The 21,392-nt window shown below is 37.4% G+C and carries 10 protein-coding genes; 5 read left to right on the top strand and 5 right to left on the bottom strand.

The genetic code is table 11. The features are described from left to right. Positions 1-9 precede the first annotated feature (9 nt). Positions 10-3,660, top strand: coding sequence for a pyruvate:ferredoxin (flavodoxin) oxidoreductase (gene nifJ, locus AC4PG0_RS04235; protein WP_492167975.1), 3,651 nt, complete (start codon positions 10-12; stop codon positions 3,658-3,660). Positions 3,661-3,910: 250 nt separating this feature from the next. Here nifJ and AC4PG0_RS04230 read toward each other — a convergent pair whose 3' ends face one another. Both AC4PG0_RS04230 and AC4PG0_RS04225 read right to left on the bottom strand, forming a co-directional pair. Next, positions 3,911-5,872 (bottom strand): fructose-1,6-bisphosphatase, encoded by a 1,962-nt coding sequence (locus tag AC4PG0_RS04230; protein WP_010990630.1) that lies wholly within the window; start codon positions 5,870-5,872, stop codon positions 3,911-3,913. A 112-nt stretch (positions 5,873-5,984) separates the two neighbouring features. Beyond that, a complete protein-coding gene (locus AC4PG0_RS04225) occupies positions 5,985-6,896 on the bottom strand; it encodes an AEC family transporter (protein ID WP_003771037.1) in 912 nt (303 codons plus the stop codon). 711 nt (positions 6,897-7,607) lie between these two features. Between AC4PG0_RS04225 and AC4PG0_RS04220 the strand changes: the two genes are divergently transcribed. Further along, positions 7,608-7,886 carry a transposase gene (locus AC4PG0_RS04220; RefSeq protein ID WP_003761194.1) on the top strand — a complete coding sequence of 93 codons (279 nt, stop codon included), beginning with the start codon at positions 7,608-7,610 and terminating at the stop codon, positions 7,884-7,886. A 39-nt stretch (positions 7,887-7,925) separates the two neighbouring features. Here AC4PG0_RS04220 and psiE read toward each other — a convergent pair whose 3' ends face one another. Next, positions 7,926-8,339, bottom strand: a complete 414-nt coding sequence (gene psiE, locus AC4PG0_RS04215) for a phosphate-starvation-inducible protein PsiE (protein WP_003729465.1) — start codon at positions 8,337-8,339, stop codon at positions 7,926-7,928. Between the two features lie 90 nt (positions 8,340-8,429). On the opposite strand from psiE, the gene AC4PG0_RS04210 reads away from it, so the two are divergent. Beyond that, positions 8,430-10,151 carry an ABC transporter ATP-binding protein gene (locus AC4PG0_RS04210; protein WP_492167512.1) on the top strand — a complete coding sequence of 574 codons (1,722 nt, stop codon included), beginning with the start codon at positions 8,430-8,432 and terminating at the stop codon, positions 10,149-10,151. A gap of 31 nt (positions 10,152-10,182) precedes the next feature. Here the strand turns inward: AC4PG0_RS04210 and AC4PG0_RS04205 are convergent, their stop codons facing one another. Next, the gene (locus AC4PG0_RS04205; RefSeq protein ID WP_492167410.1) at positions 10,183-11,394 is read right to left on the bottom strand and encodes an MFS transporter; all 1,212 of its coding nucleotides are present in this window, start codon (positions 11,392-11,394) and stop codon (positions 10,183-10,185) included. Positions 11,395-11,525: 131 nt separating this feature from the next. Continuing rightward, the gene (locus AC4PG0_RS04200; protein WP_003771045.1) at positions 11,526-11,996 is read right to left on the bottom strand and encodes a MarR family transcriptional regulator; all 471 of its coding nucleotides are present in this window, start codon (positions 11,994-11,996) and stop codon (positions 11,526-11,528) included. Positions 11,997-12,201: 205 nt separating this feature from the next. Here AC4PG0_RS04200 and AC4PG0_RS04195 point away from each other — a divergent pair, with 205 nt between their 5' ends. After that, positions 12,202-14,844: a calcium-transporting ATPase gene (locus AC4PG0_RS04195; RefSeq protein ID WP_492167411.1), complete on the top strand. Its 2,643-nt coding sequence runs from the start codon at positions 12,202-12,204 to the stop codon at positions 14,842-14,844. A 450-nt stretch (positions 14,845-15,294) separates the two neighbouring features. Next, positions 15,295-21,372 carry a putative cellulose-binding protein LCP gene (gene lcp / locus AC4PG0_RS04190; RefSeq protein WP_492167412.1) on the top strand — a complete coding sequence of 2,026 codons (6,078 nt, stop codon included), beginning with the start codon at positions 15,295-15,297 and terminating at the stop codon, positions 21,370-21,372. The last annotated feature ends 20 nt before the right edge of the window (positions 21,373-21,392 follow it).

Genomic DNA, 21,392 nt, shown 5'->3' with positions numbered 1-21,392 from the left:
TTGAGTCTTATGCGAAATAGAAAAACGATGGATGGAAATACCGCCGCAGCTTATATTTCTTACGCATTTACAGAAGTTGCAGCAATCTATCCGATTACCCCTTCCTCCACCATGGCTGAACTTGTGGATGAATGGTCTTCAAAAAACAAGAAAAATTTATTCAATGAACCCGTAAAAGTAGTAGAAATGCAATCAGAAGCAGGAGCAGCAGGAACAGTTCACGGCTCACTTCAAGCAGGAGCCTTAACGAGCACATATACAGCGAGTCAAGGTTTACTTTTAATGATTCCGAATATGTACAAAATTGCCGGCGAACTATTACCAACTGTTTTCCATGTTTCTGCAAGAACAATTTCTGCAGCCTCACTTAATATTTTTGGCGATCATAGTGATGTGATGGCAGCGCGCCAAACTGGATTTGCGATGCTTGCAGAAGGTTCCGTGCAAGAAGTAATGGACTTATCTGCCGTTGCCCATCTAGCCTCGTTAAAAGGGAGTTTACCATTTTTAAATTTCTTTGACGGCTTCCGGACGAGCCATGAATTACAAAAAGTCGAAGTGCTCGAATATGACGAATTAGAAAATTTACTTGATAAAGAGGCCTTACAACAATTCAGAAATCGCGCAATGACGCCAAATAATCCTAAAACACTAGGTTCCAACCAAAATCCAGACATCTTTTTCCAACAAAGAGAAACGGTGAATCGTTATTACGAGGAAATCCCTAGTATCGTTCAAAACTACATGCAAGAAATTAATCAGCTTCGTGGCACAGACTATGACTTAGTAAATTACTACGGAGCGGAAGATGCAACAGACGTTATTGTGGCGATGGGCTCTGTAACACCTGTCATCGAACAAGTGATTGATTATTTAACTACCCAAGGCAAAAAAGTAGGGCTATTAAATATTCGTTTATACCGTCCTTTCCCAGCAGAAACTTTCTTAGCAAAACTACCGAAAACAGTGGAACGTGTGGCTGTTTTAGACCGTACGAAAGAACCAGGATCAGGCGGGGAACCACTTTTGCTCGATGTACAAAGTGTGCTTTATGATAGTGAAACGCGTCCGCTCGTTATTGGCGGTAGATATGGCTTAGGTTCAAAAGATGTTACACCAGACCAGATTCTTGGTGTTTATTCGCACCTAACGACCGAAAAACCAAAACCGCGCTTTACGATTGGAATTACAGACGACATTACGAACCTTTCCATTGAAAATACTGGACCAAGTGATCTGACTTCAGCAAAAACATTCCAATGTAAATTCTGGGGTTTCGGCTCGGACGGCACAGTTGGCGCGAATAAAGCCGCAATTAAAATCATTGGGGATAATACCGATTTATATGCGCAAGGCTATTTCTCCTATGATTCGAAAAAATCGGGCGGGCTAACCGTTTCGCATTTGCGTTTTGGTGAAAACCGCATTCGTTCTGCCTATTTAATTCAACAAGCTGATTTTGTTTCATGCTCCACCTCGGCCTATTTACGCTCCTATGATTTATTAAAAGGCTTAAAACCAGGCGGAACATTCTTACTCAATACGATTTGGGAAGGCGAGCAGTTAGAACGACATTTACCAGCTGCGATGCGCGAATATATTGCGAAAAATAATATTCAATTTTATACATTAAATGCGATGAGAATTGCGGGTGAAGCTGGACTTGGTAGAAGAATTAATACCGTTATGCAAACGGCCTTTTTCCGAGTGACCGATATTTTACCGTTCGAAAAAGCACTGGCTGATTTAAAAGCATCGGCTATCGCTACTTACGGGAAAAAAGATATGGCGGTTGCGGAGAAAAATATTCTTGCGATGGACCAAACAGTTGCTAACTTGCATAAAGTAGAAGTGCCGGAAAGCTGGGCAAATCCAGTTTTAACAGCAGAAGCAAGTACCGCCACCGAAAAACCAGCGTACGTTAAAAATATTCTGGAACCTGTGAACCGTTTAGAAGGGGACAGCTTGACTGTTGGTGATTTAATTTCTAACGGTATGGTAAGCGGCGCATATCCTCCAGGGACAGCAGCTTACGAAAAGCGTGGTATCGCACTCGAAGTTCCCGAATGGATTTCTGAAAACTGTACGATGTGTAATGAATGTGCCTTTGTTTGTCCGCATGCAGCAATCCGCCCAATTTTAACTAATGAAGAGGAATTGGAATCTGCACCAGAAGGCTTTATGACACGAGAAATGCGCGGGAAAGATGGACTTCGTTACCGTATTCAAGTTTCACCAATGGATTGTACTGGTTGTAACTTATGTGCAGAAACCTGCCCAGCGAAAGATAAAGCGCTCGTAATGAAACCTTTTGAAGAAGTTGCCGCAAAAGAAAATCCGAATTGGTCATTTGCGATTAATGTCAAACCAAAGAAAAATCCTGGTAAGAAAAATACCGTTCCAGGTAGTCAATTTGAACAACCGTTACTTGAGTTCTCAGGGGCTTGCGCAGGTTGTGGTGAAACCCCTTATGTTAAATTATTAACGCAAATGTTTGGCGACCGAATGATGATTGCCAATGCGACTGGCTGTTCCTCAATTTGGGGCGCATCTGCACCAGCAACGCCTTATACTGTGAATGATCAAGGACACGGTCCGGCTTGGGGAAATTCATTATTAGAAGATAATGCAGAATACGGTTACGGTATGTATTTAGCGAACCAAACGATGCGAAAAGCTTTAAATAATAAAGTCACTCAAGCACTAGCGGATGAAACATTATCAGAAGGCTTACGTGAGGCTCTTTCAGATTGGCAAAATCAAATGGACGTTTCAGAAGACACACGTGACCGAGCAGAAGCTTTGCAACTCGCCCTTTTAAATGAAATGAAAGGAAATGCCTTGCTTGAATCTATTTACCGTGACAGAGAATTATTTATTAAACGGTCGCAGTGGATGATAGGTGGTGATGGTTGGGCTTATGACATCGGATTTGGCGGAATTGACCATGTTTTAGCATCAGGTGAAGATGTGAATATTTTTGTAATGGATAATGAAGTATATTCCAATACAGGCGGTCAATCATCCAAAGCAACCCCAACTGCTGCAATCGCTAAATTTGCTTCTGGTGGAAAATCAGTCGGTAAAAAAGATCTTGGAATCATGGCCATGAGTTACGGTAATATTTATGTTGCTCAAATTGCGATGGGTGCAAGTAAACGCCAAACCTTGAAAGCTATCGAGGAAGCGGAGGCTTATCCAGGTCCATCGTTAATTATCGCTTATACGCCATGTATTAACCACGGGATTTCTCGCGGGATGAAGACGATGCTTAGCGAAACTCAAAAAGCAGTCGAATGCGGATACTGGAGCTTATATCGTTATAATCCTTTACTAGAAGAAAAAGGTAAAAATCCGATGGTTATGGATTATAAAAAAGTGGATTTTGATCAATTTGAAGACTTCTTAAAACGCGAAACACGCTATTCTGCATTATATAAAGCGAATCCAGAAGTAGCAGCTAAACTGTCCGAAAAAACACGCTTAGATGCTGAGAAACGCTTCAAACGCTATGCGACAATGGCAGGTCTTGATTTAGAAAAAATATTGAAGAAAAAAGAAGTATCTGAAGAAGCAACCAAAAAACCAGTAGATGATGACCGCGCAGCAAGAAAAGCAGCTAGAGAGGCTAGAAGATTAGCGCGAGAACAAGAAAAATAAAGAGAAGACCCAGTGATCACTGGGTCTTCTCTTTATTTGCTTTTGATCTGTGGGAATCAGAAGCTAAGTGGGAATGAATAGATATTCTTTTATGAACGTTATAAAGAAATAACTACTATTTTAATATAACTTTTTTTACTAAAACGTGCACTAGTAAAAATAGAACATAAATAGTTAATAACGCTTTATTTGTTGCAGCCCAGTCAGTCTAGCACTTGTGAAAGTTTTATGACAATTCTAAATCTATCGTTTAACTGTTTTCGTGAAGCGAACCATTGCGGTAAGCCTCAAGGAGCATTTTTAAATCGGTGGCTTGTTCATTAAGATTTTTACCAATATCTGTATCTCGTACACGCTTTCGATTAATTTCCATCTCAATAACTTGTCGCGTTGAAAGAATATCGGTCTCATTTTTTATCGCATCTTCTTTCGTCGTAAACGGTTGATGACTGACTAACTGCAAACCGTAACTATTATAGAGTAATGTGTAGCCAGCAAGCGTCGTTTCTTTATGATAAGCTTTGGCAAAACCGCCATCAATCACGAGCATTTTGGTGTTTGCTTTAATTGGACTTTCACCTTTACCTTCTTTAACTGGTGTATGGCCGTTTATAATATGTCCACATTCACCGTCGAGACCAAACTCTTCCAAGATTTGTTTGCAAATTGTTTCTTCGTTGCGGAGTTTATAATAAGGATTTTTTTCTTCTTTGTGTGTCTCTTTTTCCGCAATGAAGTAGCGCTCAAACGTAGTCATCTCGCTTTTCCCAAATAATGAAGATACCGCTCCTGTCCATAAATACCAAACAATATCACAAGCATATTTCTTCTCTTTTGTTCCGGGTTTACGCACGTAGGCTTCACGAGTAAGAATTTCAAATTGTTCTAAAAGTTCTCGCCCAGAAAAGTTTTCTCCGCGTAGCTTCATTTCCATAAAAGTTCCATCTTCATATAGAGGAATACAACCATGATAAAGTAAATTACCATTATACGTTAAAAACATACTACCTTTTGAATAAAGAAATTGAACATGTTTTTGTAATCGCCGACAATTTTTAAACGATGCCGTAATTTTTTCAATAAGCTCTTTTTCTTCTTTTGTTAGCTTATAAGGGTCATTAGGATCTATCGTTGGAAAATGAGTATCAAGTAACTGGTAATCTTTCCCTTTTAAATGGATGGTTCCTTTTTTATAATCAATCATTTGCAGTAACAGACGATGATTCATATCAAATTCTTTACGTCGATTGATTATCTCGCCCTCTAATTTAAACTGAATGATCGAAATCGCTTTATGCATCCGCGCAATTTGGGTAATTTCAGCTTTACTATAGTTTAAATTATCTTCATTTTTAGGTTGGAAATAGGTGCAAGGATCATTTTTATAAATTTCATCAGCAAAAAGTGCAAGTGGGCGAAGAGAAATACCATAACTATCTTCTAAAATATCTAAGTTTAAATAACGCGCAGAAATTCGAATGACGTTAGCAGCACAAACTCTTGAGCCACTAGCCGCTCCCATCCATAAAATATCATGATTACCCCACTGGAAATCAAGTGAGTGATAATTCATCAGTGTATCCATAATTTTATCTGGATAAGGGCCTCTGTCATAAACGTCGCCAACGATGTGTAAATGATCAACCACGAGTTGTTGAATTAAACGTGATAATGCACTGATAAATTCAGCTGCACGATCCAGCGAAATGATATGTTGCAAAATTTCTTCATAGTACATTTTTTTATCTTCTTCGTTATAGTTTTCATGTAACAATTCTTCTAATATGTAAGCAAAATCTTCCGGCATGGCTTTTCTTACTTTCGATCTAGTATATTTTGAGGCAACATACTGGCACAGTTCAATTAAGCGGAAAAGGGTAGTGCGATACCAATCATGCATATCGTCCATTTCTTCAGCAATTAAATCCATTTTCTCTTCTGGATAATAAATCAAAGTACTAAGAGAATTGATTTCAGCATCATCCAACTCATCCCCAAAAATATCGCGAATTTTACGTTTTACAACTCCAGATCCATTCCGTAAAACTTGTTCAAATGCGCTATATTCTCCGTGCACATCACTTAAAAAATGTTCCGTTCCTTTTGGTAGATTCATAATGGCTTCAAGGTTAATAATTTCTGTGGCCGTTTTAGCTATAGTAGGATATTGTTTGGCTAATAAATGTAAATATTTCATATCGATATTTTCCACTGATAACCGTCTCCTTTTTTAATTGGTATAGCTATTATATTTATAAAATATAAGTAAATCAAACGTTTTGTTTTATTATTGGTCTATACAAAAAGACGAGCCGGAGCCCGCCTTAGAAAACTGGATGAAGAAAATAAAGTACAATTGGTAGCGTAATTATACTTAAAACAGTACTAATAAACGTCGTACTGGAAACCAAATCTGGCTTAGTATCAAATTGAACAGCCATAAGAGTTGTATTTGCTGCTGTAGGCATTGCTGCTAACAAAATCATGATTTGCTTTGTCATTTCATCGACAGGAAGAATAAGAGTCAAACCAAATGCGATAAACGGTGCTATGAGTAATTTCAAAACTAGCGCGATGCCAACTTTATCCAGTTCAATCCGCCGAAAAGAAATAACCGCTAACTGCATTCCAAGAACAATCATAATTGTTGGAATCGCTGCATCACCAACAAGTTTCACACAAGTCATTAATGCAGAGGGAAGCGGAATATGTAGTAGCTGAAGAATAAGCCCAAGTAGCGCCCCGTAAGCAATCGGCATTCGTACCACACGTGTCATGACAGTTTTCATACCATTCGCATCCTTGCTCCCTTTTGCAGCAAAATAGATACCAATCGTACTCATTGCAAGCTGCTGTAACACCATTAAAACAACTGCAATATCAAGTCCAGCCGCCCCAAAAACAAGCAATACAACAGGGGTGCCGTAATTCCCATTATTCATAAAAGCACTAGCTAAAATAAGCGCACAACGATCTTGCACATTGTAACCAAGCAGAAAACTAATAACACTAACAAGTAAAATTAAGCTTAAGCATAAAACAAAAATATAAATCGCCAAATAAAAATAATCCATCGTTAGCGGATTAGTATAAAAAGTATTAAATGCAAGAAACGGCGACATAAGATAAAGCGTCAGTTTCGATAAATTAGGAATATCGAATTTTAATGTTTTCTGCCCAATAAAACCAATTGCAAAAATTCCGAAAACTGGAAGTAAAATGAATAGAAACTCCATAGCAACACCCTTTTCTATATAGATTGTAAATTATTGTACCACAAAAAGACGTTTTATATTTAAAATAGACCAATAGTAGCCCTTATAAGTTATCTTTAAACGATTATTTTTGCTAAATTATGCTAGTCCGCCTCTCTAACATCTGTTCTTAAAAAGAATCGAAAGCAGCTAAATGTACTGTTTTAGGAATAAAAAAGCTCTTTTTCATCATAAAAGTCCTAAAAAAGTACTAAAAAACAGAGGGAGTTTGACCTATGTCATTAAATAGACACTAAAAAGACACCTTTTAGCCACAAAAATAACTAAATTGGTCTTTTTTTAGTATAAAAATTTTCATCGTATAATCTATAATAAATGTGTTGATTAAGAAATTTTGCAAATTCCGAAAAGTTTCATTGTTGATAAGAAAGTTTTTACTGAAAAATAAAAGGAGATAATAGGAATGAAACGAGGCTAGACTGCATTAATTAACGAAGAATTGGTTTTATCTATTAATTTTCAAAATAAGGGAAACAAGAAAAATAGTTCTTTTAAATACTAAAAAACAATCAGCAAAACTGCTCATTCAAAATAGTTTAAAAAAGGAAATATTGCTAATTTGTTATTACTAGAAATGAGTATTAAAAGAGACGTACAATGGGGTATTAAAACAACACAACAGTTGACTGGGAAACTACTTTATGAGAAAAACGCACAAGAAAGGAACTGTTTATGCCTACTAAAAAATATACCGAAAAATTCAAAATAAGCCTTGTTTATTTATATCGCAAAGGAACTTCTAAACAAACTCTATGCGAGGATTTTGGAGTTTCAAGCGCTTCACTTTCTAGATGGATTAAATGGTACGATGTGACAGACGTTGATTTGAATGAAGCTGCAAACATCTTACAAATGTACGAACTAAAAAAACAAAAAGATAAATTAGAAGCCGAAGTTTTAGAACTTACTAAAGCGATTCAACTTTTCAATTCAGATTTAAATACAGTATAAAAAAAGCAAGCAATCCCGAAAGTGGGGTTGCTTGCTTTTTTAGCCCTCTCTTTTAAGGAGCTTTGTATTAGCTAAAAATAGTGCAGCGACAAGAAGTAAAATCGCGCCTGAGAGTATTAGCGTAGATGTTGCACTAGAATGATCGACAATAATAAATCGAATAATCGCTGTGATACCGATATAAATGAAGTAGCGCAGCGGGAAATGAAAATGAGATTCGAAATATTTTACAATGAGCGCAATAAATTCAAAATAAAGGAAAAACGTCAAAATATCCTGTGTCATATAGTAGTAAGAAACGTCCGTATCTAAAAAGAAAATATTATTGAAAATCGTAAATGCCTCTCTAATTAAAAAAGCAACAAGAGTAAATCCGACCATAATGAGCGCCAAATTTAGAGTAATCCGTAGCAGGATGGGAACAATAGAAGAAATCTTTTCTAATCGTTTCATCAGTTGCCTCCTTTCCAAAAACAATATCGCTTTTTTAGTCATTTTACACTATAATGGGAACCATGACTATTTTTAAGGGGGGAGTTTGTTATTCTAAAAAGGTTTTTTAGTTATTATAAACCGTATCGGACACTTTTTATCATTGATTTTGGTTGTGCTGTTTTAGCTGCGATTTTAGAGCTCACATTTCCGGTCGCTGTAAATCACGTGATTGATACATTACTTCCAGGAAAAGATTTTGGGCTAATTATTACTGCTGCACTTGCCTTGTTATTCTTTTACATACTTAATACTTTTATGCAGTACATTGTCACTTATTTTGGCCACATGTTAGGTCTTAACATAGAAACAGATATGCGCAGAGATTTATTCAGTCATTTGCAAAAGCAACCATTTGGCTTTTACGATAATCAAAAGACGGGGAAATTGATGTCGCGAATGACGACCGATTTATTTGAAATTGGCGAGGTGGCGCATCATGGTCCGGAAGATATTTTCATTTCAATTATGTCGCTGTTTGGCGCATTTTTCTTAATGCTAAATATTAATGTCAAGCTGGCGATTTCTACATTTATTTTAGTCCCAATTTTGACAGTGTTAATTGTTTATTTCAACAAACGAATGACCAAAGTAACGACCGGGATTTTTAAAGATTTAGGGAATTTTAACGCTGGAGTGGAAAATGCAATCAGTGGCGTTCGGGTTGTTCAGGCATTTGCCAACGAACCGCATGAAAGAGGTCGTTTTGCAGTTTTAAATCAAGCGTACCGAAAATCAAAACTCATGTTTTACAAAGTGATGGGACTTAGTTTTTCATTTAACTATTTTCTTATGCGATTAATTAGTTTATTTGCTTTGTTATTCGGAGCTTACTTTACCATTAATGGCGAAATTTCATATGGTGAATTTGTCGGGTTTATTTTACTAACGAATGTTTTCATCCGACCAATTGAGAAAATCAATAATGTTATCGAAAGCTATCCGAAAGGGTTCGCGGGCTTTAAGCGTTTCCTAGAGGTGATGGATACGGAACCCGCAATTCAAGATGAAAAAGATGCGAAACCTGCTTCGGCTTTCCGCGGAGACATTGAATACAAAGATGTTTCTTTTGAATATAGCGATGGAAAAAACGTCTTAAGTCATATTAACCTTTCGATTAAAGCTGGCGAAACAGTCGCATTTGTTGGACCAAGTGGCGCTGGGAAAACGACGATTTGTAATTTATTGCCACGTTTTTATGATGTCTCAGATGGGGAAATTACTATTGATGCAGAAAATATTAAACATTTCACTTTACCATCCTTACGAGCGCAAATCGGCGTAGTGCAACAAGATGTCTTTTTATTTTCCGGTACTGTTCGTGAAAATATCGCTTACGGAAAATTAGATGCTAGTAATGAAGAAATTGAGCATGTCGTAAAACTAGCGCATCTTTCTAAAGTGGTAGAAGAGATGCCAGACGGTCTAGATACAATTATTGGTGAACGCGGGGTAAAACTTTCTGGCGGGCAAAAACAACGGTTAGCAATCGCCCGAATGTTTCTAAAAAACCCACCAATTTTAATTTTGGATGAGGCAACTTCAGCCCTGGATACTGAAACAGAACAAGTAATTCAAGCTTCATTAGAAGAATTAGCAGAAGGTCGGACTACTTTAATAATCGCGCATAGGCTTGCTACGATTAAGCATGCTGACCGAATTATCGTTGTAAATGAAACCGGCATTGCAGAAACTGGAACACATGATGAACTGTTAGCAAAAGAAAACGGTGCATATAAACGATTATATGATGCACAATTTAATACGATTTAAGAAAAAGGGATTCCAACTTGGAATCCTTTTTTTATAATTGCGGACGAGTTCTTTTATAGAGAATAAAAATGGCAACAATTATCAAAATGACGCCCATCACGGCGGGAGCAGCGTGACCAAGAGTGATATAAATTTGACCGCCGATAATAGGTCCAATGATACGCGCGAGTGATTGAATCGCTTGGCTACCACCTTGAATTCGCCCTTGTTCACTGGCGCTTGCCGATTTCGAAACCATGCCATTGAAAGCGGGGCCGAAAATCGAATCACCAAACCCAAAAACAAACATTCCAATGACTAGCAGCTGAGGAAGGATAAAAATCGAGGAGGCCGCAATAAGCGCATAACCAATAATTTCAGCAATCATCCCGAGAATAGCAATTTGTTTATCACTAAGTTTAAGTAGCAGTTTAGGCATAACAAAGGCTTGTGAAAGAATATCTTGAACCCCCATAATTGAAAACATCAAACCAATTAAAGCTGGTTTCCAACTAAAATTATCAATGGCAAATTGAGACATAACTGCTTGAAGTGATCCATTTGGAATCCAAATCAAGAATGCCGCAATAAGTAAGCGACCTAAATGCTTGATCGTCAAGATATTAAGGAGTTGCGAGAAAGGATTAAGTCGTATAAGCGGAATTCGTTTTAAGCGATTTTCCTCTTTTAAAGTTTCAGGCATGTAAAAATAGCCAAACACCAAGTTAATAAAAGTAATAGCCGCCCCAAAGAAAAACGGCATCGCATATCCAAAATGAGCTATTACGCCACCAAAAGCAGGACCAAGCGCCGCACCTGCACCCGCCGCGGCACTGACCCAGCCAAAGTATTTCGTACGCTGTTCTTCGGGTGTAATGTCAGCAAAGAAAGCGAATAGCGTGCTAATACTACCGCCAGTGATTCCTTCAATAATCCGCCCAAGAAAGAGCACCCAAAGCGCCCCGCCAAGCCCGAAAACAAAGTAGCCAATTGCCGAACCGATAAAACAGATTAGTAACACTGGACGTCTGCCGAACCGATCACTTAAAGCTCCAAGTCCAGGTGCTGCGAAGAACACGCAAAGGGCATAAACAGATGTTAATAGCGTCACCATAAGCGCTTGTTCACTAGAATTACTTACATACGGTGCAACTAGAAAAGGAACTACAGGCATAATGATACTGAAGCCCATTCCACAAAGAAAAACAGATATAAGACCAAAAAGTAAGGTTTTTGTATTAATGAAAGATTTAGTTGAAGACATGTGATTCTCCTATCGAAATATAATTAGTGTCCTAGGAAACATAAATAGCTTAACTCCTTTTTGTTTCCTTGTCAACAAAAATAAAACGATAAAAAACAGCCTAACTAATAAAAGCGAGACTGTTACTAAGTTTATTCTGATTTTTCGTCTAAAATTTTCTTCATTTCAGTATCTAAATGACGGCTATATTTATCCACAAATTGTAAAACTTCCTCATATTGTTTATCAGAAACATCTTCAAAAACAACTTTATCCCGGTCAAGAAACTCTTGGTGCAAATTATCATGCACTTGGTTGATTTCTGCTCCTTTGGTCGTTAATCGAAAATAGATTTCTTTCTTATTTTCAGGTTTTTGATAGCTTTCAATATATCCTTTATCCATTAATTTTTTAGTGATTTTACTAATCGCGCTTTTTGTCATATAGAAAGCTTCCGCGAGTTTAGTTACGTTTGGGTCCTCATTTTTAGCAATAAATTCAATGCAGTGAACTTCGGAAGGTTTGTATCCCTCAAGCGCTTTTTCCATTTTCACTTTGTTAATCCATGCGAGTTTATTAAATAAATCTCTAACGTTTGCCATGACTTGTTCGTTTTTATCCATGCCATGCCCTCCTAAGTTATCTCTCTGGTTGTAGTATAGTTGTTTTTTGTGTCCGTTTCAACTATTTTTTGCCTTTATTCGCTAAAATAGGAAGTTGGAAGCGCTATTTGTTAAGAGTGTGTAAATTATCCATGTTATCAATATTATTTCACTGTTAAGATTTGTTATACTTAACACATAGATTGATTGGAAGGGGCTGAAATGATTGGAGATTTACCGCAAAAGCGCGGCAGATACATTTAAACAACTAGAAGCAACAGAACAAGGCTTAACAACTAGTGAGGTTACAAAACGACAAGAAAAATACGGTTTTAACGAACTGAAGAATAAAAAGAAAGATCCACTTTGGAAGCTTTTTCTCGAAACGTTTAAAGATCCAATGGTCATCGTTTTAGTCATAGCTGCCTTGGTGCAGTTGGTTTTAGGTGAAGTAGTTGAATCACTTATTATCTTTTTAGTACTTATTGTCAACTCAATTATTAGCGTAGTTCAGACGAGAAAAGCAGAAAGTTCACTCGATGCTTTACGAGAAATGTCTGCGCCAGTTGCCAAAGTTATTCGCGATGGCTCTAAACAAAGCATTCATGCGCGCGAACTTGTCCCAGGCGATGTAGTTATTTTAGATGCAGGCGATTTTGTCCCAGCAGACGGCCGCTTATTCGAAAGTGGTTCTTTAAAAATCGATGAAGGCATGCTCACTGGGGAATCCGAAGCAGTAGAAAAATATATTGATACTATTTCTGATGAAGTAGGCCTTGGTGACCGTGTGAATATGGTGTTCAGTGGCTCCCTCGTTGTTTATGGTCGCGGGATGTTTGTCGTAACAGGTACAGCAAGTGAAACGGAAATCGGCAAAATCGCAGGACTACTTGAAACAGCAGAAGCAAAACAAACACCACTACAACGAAAACTAGAATCATTTAGTAAAAAATTAGGAATTGGTATTTTAGCACTCTGTGTACTTATTTTTGCAGTTGAGGCTGGTCGCGTATTACTCGGCGACAATTCAGCGGATATGGCAACAGCGATTTTAAATGCCTTTATGTTTGCCGTGGCCGTAGCTGTAGCAGCGATTCCAGAAGCACTTTCTTCTATTGTAACGATTGTACTTGCCGTTGGAACAAACAAAATGGCGAAACAACATGCGATTATTAGAAAGCTCCCGGCCGTTGAAACACTAGGCTCCACAAGTGTTATTTGTACCGATAAAACAGGTACGTTAACCCAAAACAAAATGACGGTTGTCGATTACTTTTTACCAGATGGAACAAAGGAAAATTTCCCGGATAGTCCAGAAAACTGGTCAGAAGGGGAGCGTCGTTTGATTCATATTGCGGTACTTTGTAATGACTCAAATATTAACAGTGAAGGTAAAGAACTAGGCGACCCTACCGAAGTAGCGCTAATTGCCTTTAGTAATAAAAATAATCAAGACTACAATGAGATTCGCGAAAAATTCATCCGTGAAGGCGAAATTCCATTTGATTCAGATCGTAAGTTAATGTCTACGCTTCACACCTTTAATGAAAACAAAGCAATGCTAACAAAAGGCGGACCAGATGTGATGTTCGCGCGTTGTAGCTATGTTTTCCTTGACGGCGAAGAAAAGCCAATGACAGAAGAGATTTTAACGAAACTAAAAGAAACAAATGAAGAATTTTCGAATCAAGCACTCCGGATCCTTGCTTACGGCTACAAACGGATGCCAGCTGACACAACCGAATTAAAATTAGAAGACGAACAAGACATCGTACTAGTTGGTTTAACTGCAATGATTGATCCGCCGCGTGAAGCTGTTTACGCATCAATTGAAGAGTCTAAAAAAGCGGGTATCCGTACCGTCATGATTACTGGGGACCATAAAACAACCGCACAAGCAATCGGACGTGATATTGGTTTAATGGATGCAGACGACATTGCTTTGACTGGCCAAGAACTTGATGCCATGCCAGAAGAAGAACTTGATAAAAAATTGGAACATATCGCTGTTTACGCCCGTGTTTCTCCAGAAAATAAAATCCGTATCGTCAAAGCTTGGCAGAAAAAAGGTAAAATAACGGCAATGACCGGAGACGGTGTCAATGATGCGCCCGCTTTAAAACAAGCCGATATTGGTGTCGCAATGGGTAGCGGAACTGACGTTGCCAAAGACTCTGCCGCGATGATTTTAACCGATGATAATTTCGTTTCAATTGTGGATGCAGTTGGTGTAGGTAGAACGGTTTTTGATAATATTAAGAAATCCATCTCCTACTTATTTGCAGGAAATTTAGGCGCAATTATTGCGATTTTATTTGCACTAGTGCTCGACTGGATTAACCCGTTCACAGCACTACAATTACTATTTATTAACTTAGTCAATGACTCCTTACCGGCAATTGCGCTAGGAATGGAAAAAGCAGAACCTGATGTAATGAAACGCAAACCGAGAGATATTAACGAAGGTATTTTTGCCGGCGGAACGATGCGTGCAGTTATTAGCCGCGGTGTATTAATCGGTATTGCTGTTATCATCTCACAATATATCGGAATGCAAATTTCACCAGAGATGAGTGTCGCGATGGCATTTACTACACTTATCTTAGCGCGTACATTACAAACATTCGCAGCTCGTTCGAACGTCCAAACCGCATTTGGCGCAGGATTTTTCAGCAACAAATACGTCATCGGCGCAGTATTACTTTGTTTCGTCCTATACGGAATTACAGTATTACCAGGAGCTCGCGAAATCTTCTCAATCCCAGCAACATTTGGTTTACACGAATGGTCGATTGCAGCAGGATTAGCACTCGCAGCAGTTGTGATGATGGAGATTATTAAAGTAGTTCAGAACAAGTTTTTTAAATAATTCATATAAGCACAGAAATTCCTTGATTAACTAAGGGTTTCTGTGTTTTTTCTTCGTAATTAGAAAGAAATCGGTGAATAACAAGTATATAAAATAGATAAAATTTCTTTTAGAAACTTATCTAATAGAAGTACTAAACGACCAATATGACATTAATACGCCTGTTTTAAGATTATATTAAAAACTATAAAGAATGGCTCTATCATGCGATTTTAATAGTTGTTTTACTTCTTTAAGAGTGTCTCATTTGCTAAATATGTCTAAAATATGTCTAAAATCGTGTTTTTATATGGCGAACTTTTGTATGAAATAGTTATATTTAGTATTTATTTAAAAAACTCACTCTAGTCATGTGTACATATGGCGATCTTTGTACGTATTATAAGTAATGAAATACGAGAACACACTATTTCACAGCTATAAAATATACTTGGAGGAGAGAACTCTTTTATGATTAAAGCAACTAGAGCGCGACATTATTTAGTGCTGTTGATGGCATTTTTCCTAGTATTAGGACAATTAAATTTAACAGCCCTTAACGTGTTTGCAAAAGAAAATGGAAATGACGAGCTAACTTATGAAGTTCAGTCTAAATTGGCAGAAGACAAAAAATCAGCTGATTTAACCATTAAAGTAACACCAAAAAGCGATCAGGTGAAAATCTTAACTATTGAAACACCTGATGGAGAGAAGAAAGAAGGCCAAGAAGTAAGCTATAAAGCCGAAAAAAATGGTACAACTAATTTCTTAATTAACTATCAAAATACAAGCGAAGAAAAAGCAGAAACTAAAACATATACTGCTTCTTATGAAGTATCTGACATAGTTTCTGAAGATGAAGCAAATAAAGCTACGGAAACAGAGAAGGTAACTGAAAAAGAAGATGCTAACATTCAATCTCCTTCTAATAATAAAAATATAAAATCACTAAAATCTGGACAAACAACAGTTGAACTAAAAATACCAGATTATAACAAAACAGCATGGGCAAACGGTGATATTAAAGAAGTAACTGCGACAGTTAACTTTGGCGACAGTACTTCTACTGGCAAAAAAGTAAATTTCACTTTACCAGATGGAATGCGTTTTGTTTCTTTGCCAGTGCCGAGTAACTACCAGGCTAGTGCGAATGTGGATAAAGGAATTTTAAGTTTTTTAGGGGCAAGTGATCCACTAGGAATTGCCATTACTTCGGTAAAAGTACCTGATAAAGAAAAAGCATATAATCAAGCTACTTTTGGAACAGTTAGTTATGAGCTAAGTCCAGGAACTGAAAAAGCGAGCTTTACTTTTTCTGTACGAGTAGATGCAGCAAAATATTACGGACCACTTGACTTAGATGATCTAATAAAAACAGAAGTATTTAAAGGGGAGGCAAGTACACCTGTTGCTTCTGCAGAACAAGCAATTCGTGCAGAAGGAAAAAAAGTTGTAGGATATGCTGACCAAGATCATGTAAAAACAATGTTCCGTAATTGGTATAATGATCAAAGACTATCAGAAGTCCTTGCAAGTACAGATGATACCGACTCTTATAACTATACAAAATCTTACTCTGTCGTGAACGGATTGAATAGTTTAGATAGTCGCGGAGCAGCAGTTTATATTGCTAAAAATCTCGAAGTAACGCTTTATTACCCAGAAGGTATGGAGTTTGTAAATGTTGTAAATAATGCTGGAACAGTGCTGACGGAAAATTCTAACGTAACTATTACTAATTATCCGAATGAAAATAAGGTTGTGATTAATAATAAGCACTTAAACAACAGCTCTGCTAGTAATTCTATTTATGGAGTCAAATATAGAGTACCTAAAGGAACTCCTGCAGGAACATATAGCACATCAAAAGCTCCCCATGCAGTTATCACAACATATGATGGAGAAGTATTTGAATCAGATGCACTAACAACTAATACAAACGATTTAACCACTCTAGCACCTCTAGACAATTGTAAAGTTGTTGATACTACCGAAAATAAATTGAGTTTAAAGACAGCAAATGGTCAACTCAATCCAGATAACGAAACTTGGGGTGGCAGTATCCAAATCAATAATAAAAATAGTGCTGGTGTGAAAAAAAATCAAATGTATCAAATTAAATTTGACCCTAACTGGGAAGCTTATATGATCAATATCCCTTTTGATAGCACTATTTCAGGAAACAAAATCAGTGAAGTACAGTATAAAACAAATTTAAACGACGCTTTTCGAACATTTGAAGGGGCGCTTATTAAAAATAATAACCAAATGTATCGACTAGATGCAAAAGCAGTTGGACTTGAAGAAGGGGAATATTTCACAGAAGTAAAAGCAAATGTAGGAGATTTTGCGCCTGGATATCAGAATACAGAAGCTTCGGCCACTTATCGTTGGAACTCCACTACTTCTTACGGTAAAATCAAGCCGGGCGTTACATCTGTCCAATTTGAAGGCGCAATTTGGGACGCAGATGATGAAGCTAACACGAAAACATCTGGCATATCAACTTATAAAGTTTCAAGTGCAGAAAGTACAGGAGCAAATGGTACTGCAGCTTTCTATAATAAAGCTGGTACAAAGGTGAAAACAGCAAGTGCAGGAGAAACTATCAACACAAAAGCTATATTAGCGTTATTTGATTATCCTTATGGAACAAGAACGGTCCTCAATGATCCGGAAGTTTATTTACGTGCTATAGAAGGTACAACAATTCAACCTTCTTCTATTAAACTGACTGATCAGGATGGGAAAGATGTTAATTTCACAGTTGAACAAGAAACGGCAAATAATGGAGACAAAGTATACCTCTTAAAAACAACGGATGTATCAGTGGGAGTATATGTCGGCTATCCTACTAAACATAAATTTCTAAATGTCAGTTACGATACAACGTTTGATGTAACTTTAGATAAAAGCATTAATATGGATGCACAGGAGGTCATTGCATGGGGTGGCCCAAATGTTACTCCGGCAATTTCTACTAATTCTTTTTCAGATGTAGGGCTAGATGTAAATAAAAATGGCAGGGACAATGAAAGATTACTTTCTGTCAATAGTAGTACTTTAAGTATTCCAAAACAAGATACAGTTGCTGTAGAAACCTTCTTAAGCGTGGCTGGAGAAGGTGCTAAAGCGGCCTATGTAGAAGGAGAAGACAGTACGGTTTCCTACTTCACACCAGGAACGGATGCGGACTACACAGTTAAAATTACGAATGCTTCTAACGGAGAAGCAAGTGAATTTGAGCTTTATATCCCAATTCCAAAAACTGGTCAAGACTTCGGATCTAAATTCCAAAGTGAACCTTTCAAGTGGGATATGAAACTAAGTGGAGCACTACCTGTTAGTTCAGATCAACAAGACCAATTCGACATTAGTTATGCAACAAATGCAACAGAAAACAATTACGATTCTACAAGCATATACTCAAATACAGTTTCTGACTATGAAAAAGTAAATATGGTTCGAATCAAAGTTAAAACGAAAATTAATGCAGGTGAAACACAAACCTTCAAAGTACCACTTAAAGTAGATGAAACATTTGATTCAGCAACAGAAGGCAACAAAATTGGTGAACGTGATATCTACAACCCGTATTACCGTGTAATTACTAATACGTTCGCTGGTTCATTATCTGGAACAAAAGTAGGTGCTGAATTAGTAATTGGCGAAGTAGCCGGTATGTTATTTAATGATAAAGATGTTAATGGTTTGTATGAAAAAGATAAAGGCGATGAACCTTTAGCGAATGAAACAGTTGAGTTGTACAAATGGAATGAATCCACATCTGTTTATCAACCTGCCAAAGTAGGAGACAAAAATGTAACTGCCACAACAGATAGCAACGGTAAATACAGTTTTGATTATAATGATGGCGTTGGTTATGGTAATTATGCAGTGAAATTCCCAGACAAAGCTGGCTATCAGTATACGTTGAAAAATATTGGTAAAGATATTTCACTAGATAGTGATGTTCCATACAGCGGAGCAGACAAAGGTTGGGTGAAACAAATCGATCCAACGCAACCAAGCTCACAATACGCAAATGCAGGTTATTACGCTTATAATCCTACACAAGATTTAAAAGTTAACCTAAATGAAAAACGAGTGCAAATGGGTCGCAATTTAGAAATCACATTACCAAAAGTAGCTTCAACAACTGGACAAGCTGCCGAAGATACTATTGAACCAAGCTTCTTTAAAAATATTAAAGCAACAACAAATGGTTACAAATGGACTGTTGCAGATACAAAAGTGGCAACAGTACAAACATTAGCAGATGGTTCAGCAGCTGTAGTTGGCGTTTCCACAAATGATAAAACGATTGATGTAACGGATTTAACGATTACAATTCAAGATATTTTTGGAACAGAACAAAGCTCCAAAGCTCCACTATATGTTACTGGAACTGAGGGAACGGTTGCGCAACAAGACGGTTATACCATGGGTGCGACTGACTTTTCGATGGAGTACAAAGAAGCCACTGATTTAACGAAAGCACAGGCACTAACTCTCGCAAAAACAGCCGCCTTTGAAGAGGTAAAAGACGGTGCTAATTCAAGTGCCGAAGATCGTTTAGACTTAGTACAAGTGAACCAAACACAACTAAATGCTATAAAAAATGGTTCTAATCAAGGTGGCGTGTATCCATTAACTTACACGATAACTAAAGACAGCAAAACAGTCTCAGTCACTATTCAAGTAACTGTAGCGGAAGATTTAACAGCAGTGAACGCACATGATTCTACTATTTATGTAGGAGACACATGGGAAGCGAAAGACAACTTTGATAGTGCAGCAAATAAAGAAGGCGAAACTAATGTAGCGTTTAGCGATGTGACAGTTACAGGAACTGTAAACACTGCAGTAGCTGGTTCGTATCCAGTAACTTACACATATAATGGTGTCTCTAAAAAAATTAATGTTACTGTCAAAGCTAAATTAACCGCAGTGAACGCGCATGATTCCACGATTTATACAGGTGACACATGGAATGCGGGAGACAACTTTGATAGTGCGCTTAATAAAGATGGTAATTCCGTCGCTTTTGCTGATATAACAGTGGCAGGAAATGTTAATACAAATCAAGCTGGTACTAATACCATCACTTATAGCTACGATGGCGTTTCGAAAACTATTACAGTTACTGTTTTAGAAAATAAAGAAGGTATCAGTGCTCATGACTCTACTATTTATGTAGGAGATGCATGGGATGCTAAAGATAACTTCGATAGTGCTTTTGATAAAGATGGTAACGCGGTTGACCTAGAAGATGTTACAGTCACACAAAAACCAACCGTTGATACAGCTAAAGCAGGTGCTTACGAAGTCACTTACAAGTATGGCAAAGTATCGAAAAAAATCACTTTAACTGTGAAAGCTAAATTAACAGCAGTGAACGCACATGATTCCGCAGTTTACATCGGAGACACGTGGAATGCAGAAGATAACTTTGACAGTGCGCTTGATAAAGATGGCAATTCCGTCGCTTTTGCTGATATAGAAGTTAAAGGAACTGTTGATACAGATAAAGCTGGAACATATCCAGTAACGTACACATATGACGGTGTCTCAAAAACAATTAATATCCAAGTAAAAGACATCTTAACAGCAGTGAACGCGCATGATTCTGAAATCTATGTGGGAGATAGCTGGGATGCCAAAGATAATTTTGACAGTGCACAAGATAAAGACGGAAATACAGTAGATTGGCAAAATATCAACGTTTCAGAAAATCCGACTGTTGATTTAGAAACAGTTGGTGTTTACCAAGTGACTTATAGTTATGGCGGTGTTTCGAAAACAATTAATCTCACTGTAAGTCCAAGAAAAACAAGCTTAGAAGTGCATGACTCTACCATTTATACAGGAGATAAATGGAAAGCAGAAGACAACTTCGATAACGCTACTGATAAAAAAGGCGACCAAATTTCTTTTGAAGATGTAACTGTAACCGGGCATGTTGATTCTGAAACAGCAGGCGCATATGAAGTAAGCTATATCTATGATGGAGTGAAAAAAGTAGCTCATATCACTGTGATCCAAAACCAAGCTCAAATCACTGTAAAAGATAGCGTTATCCCACATGGAGAAAAATGGGAAGCAGAAGCTAATTTTATAGGTGCGACAAACCGAGATGGTGTAGCAATTCCTTTCTCCAAAATCCAAGTAGATGGTAAAGTAGATGTAAATAAAGCTGGTATCTACAAAGTGATTTACACGTATGATCCAAATGAAGGAACTGCAGATGCGGGGAAGGAACAACTTTCTGTTACAGCTAACATTCAAGTAAAAGCAGAAAATGTAAAACCTGTTGACCCATCAGACCCAACAGGACCTACAAATCCAGTAAAACCATCAGTAGAAAAAACACCATTAAAAGTAGTTGATAACAAGCAACATACAACAACATATGAAGCAGCAAAACCATTACCAAAAACAGGTGACCAAACAAACACTTGGGTAATCTGGACAGGCATGAGCTTACTTGTTCTAAGCATGCTCTTGTTGGTGATGAGAGGTAGAAAGAAATTAAGAAGGAAAAATTAATAAAAGATAGAATAAAAATA

It is taken from the genome of Listeria sp. MAN/IMW/UF464, from assembly GCF_058683955.1.
This window is presented reverse-complemented; position numbering and strand designations above follow the sequence as displayed.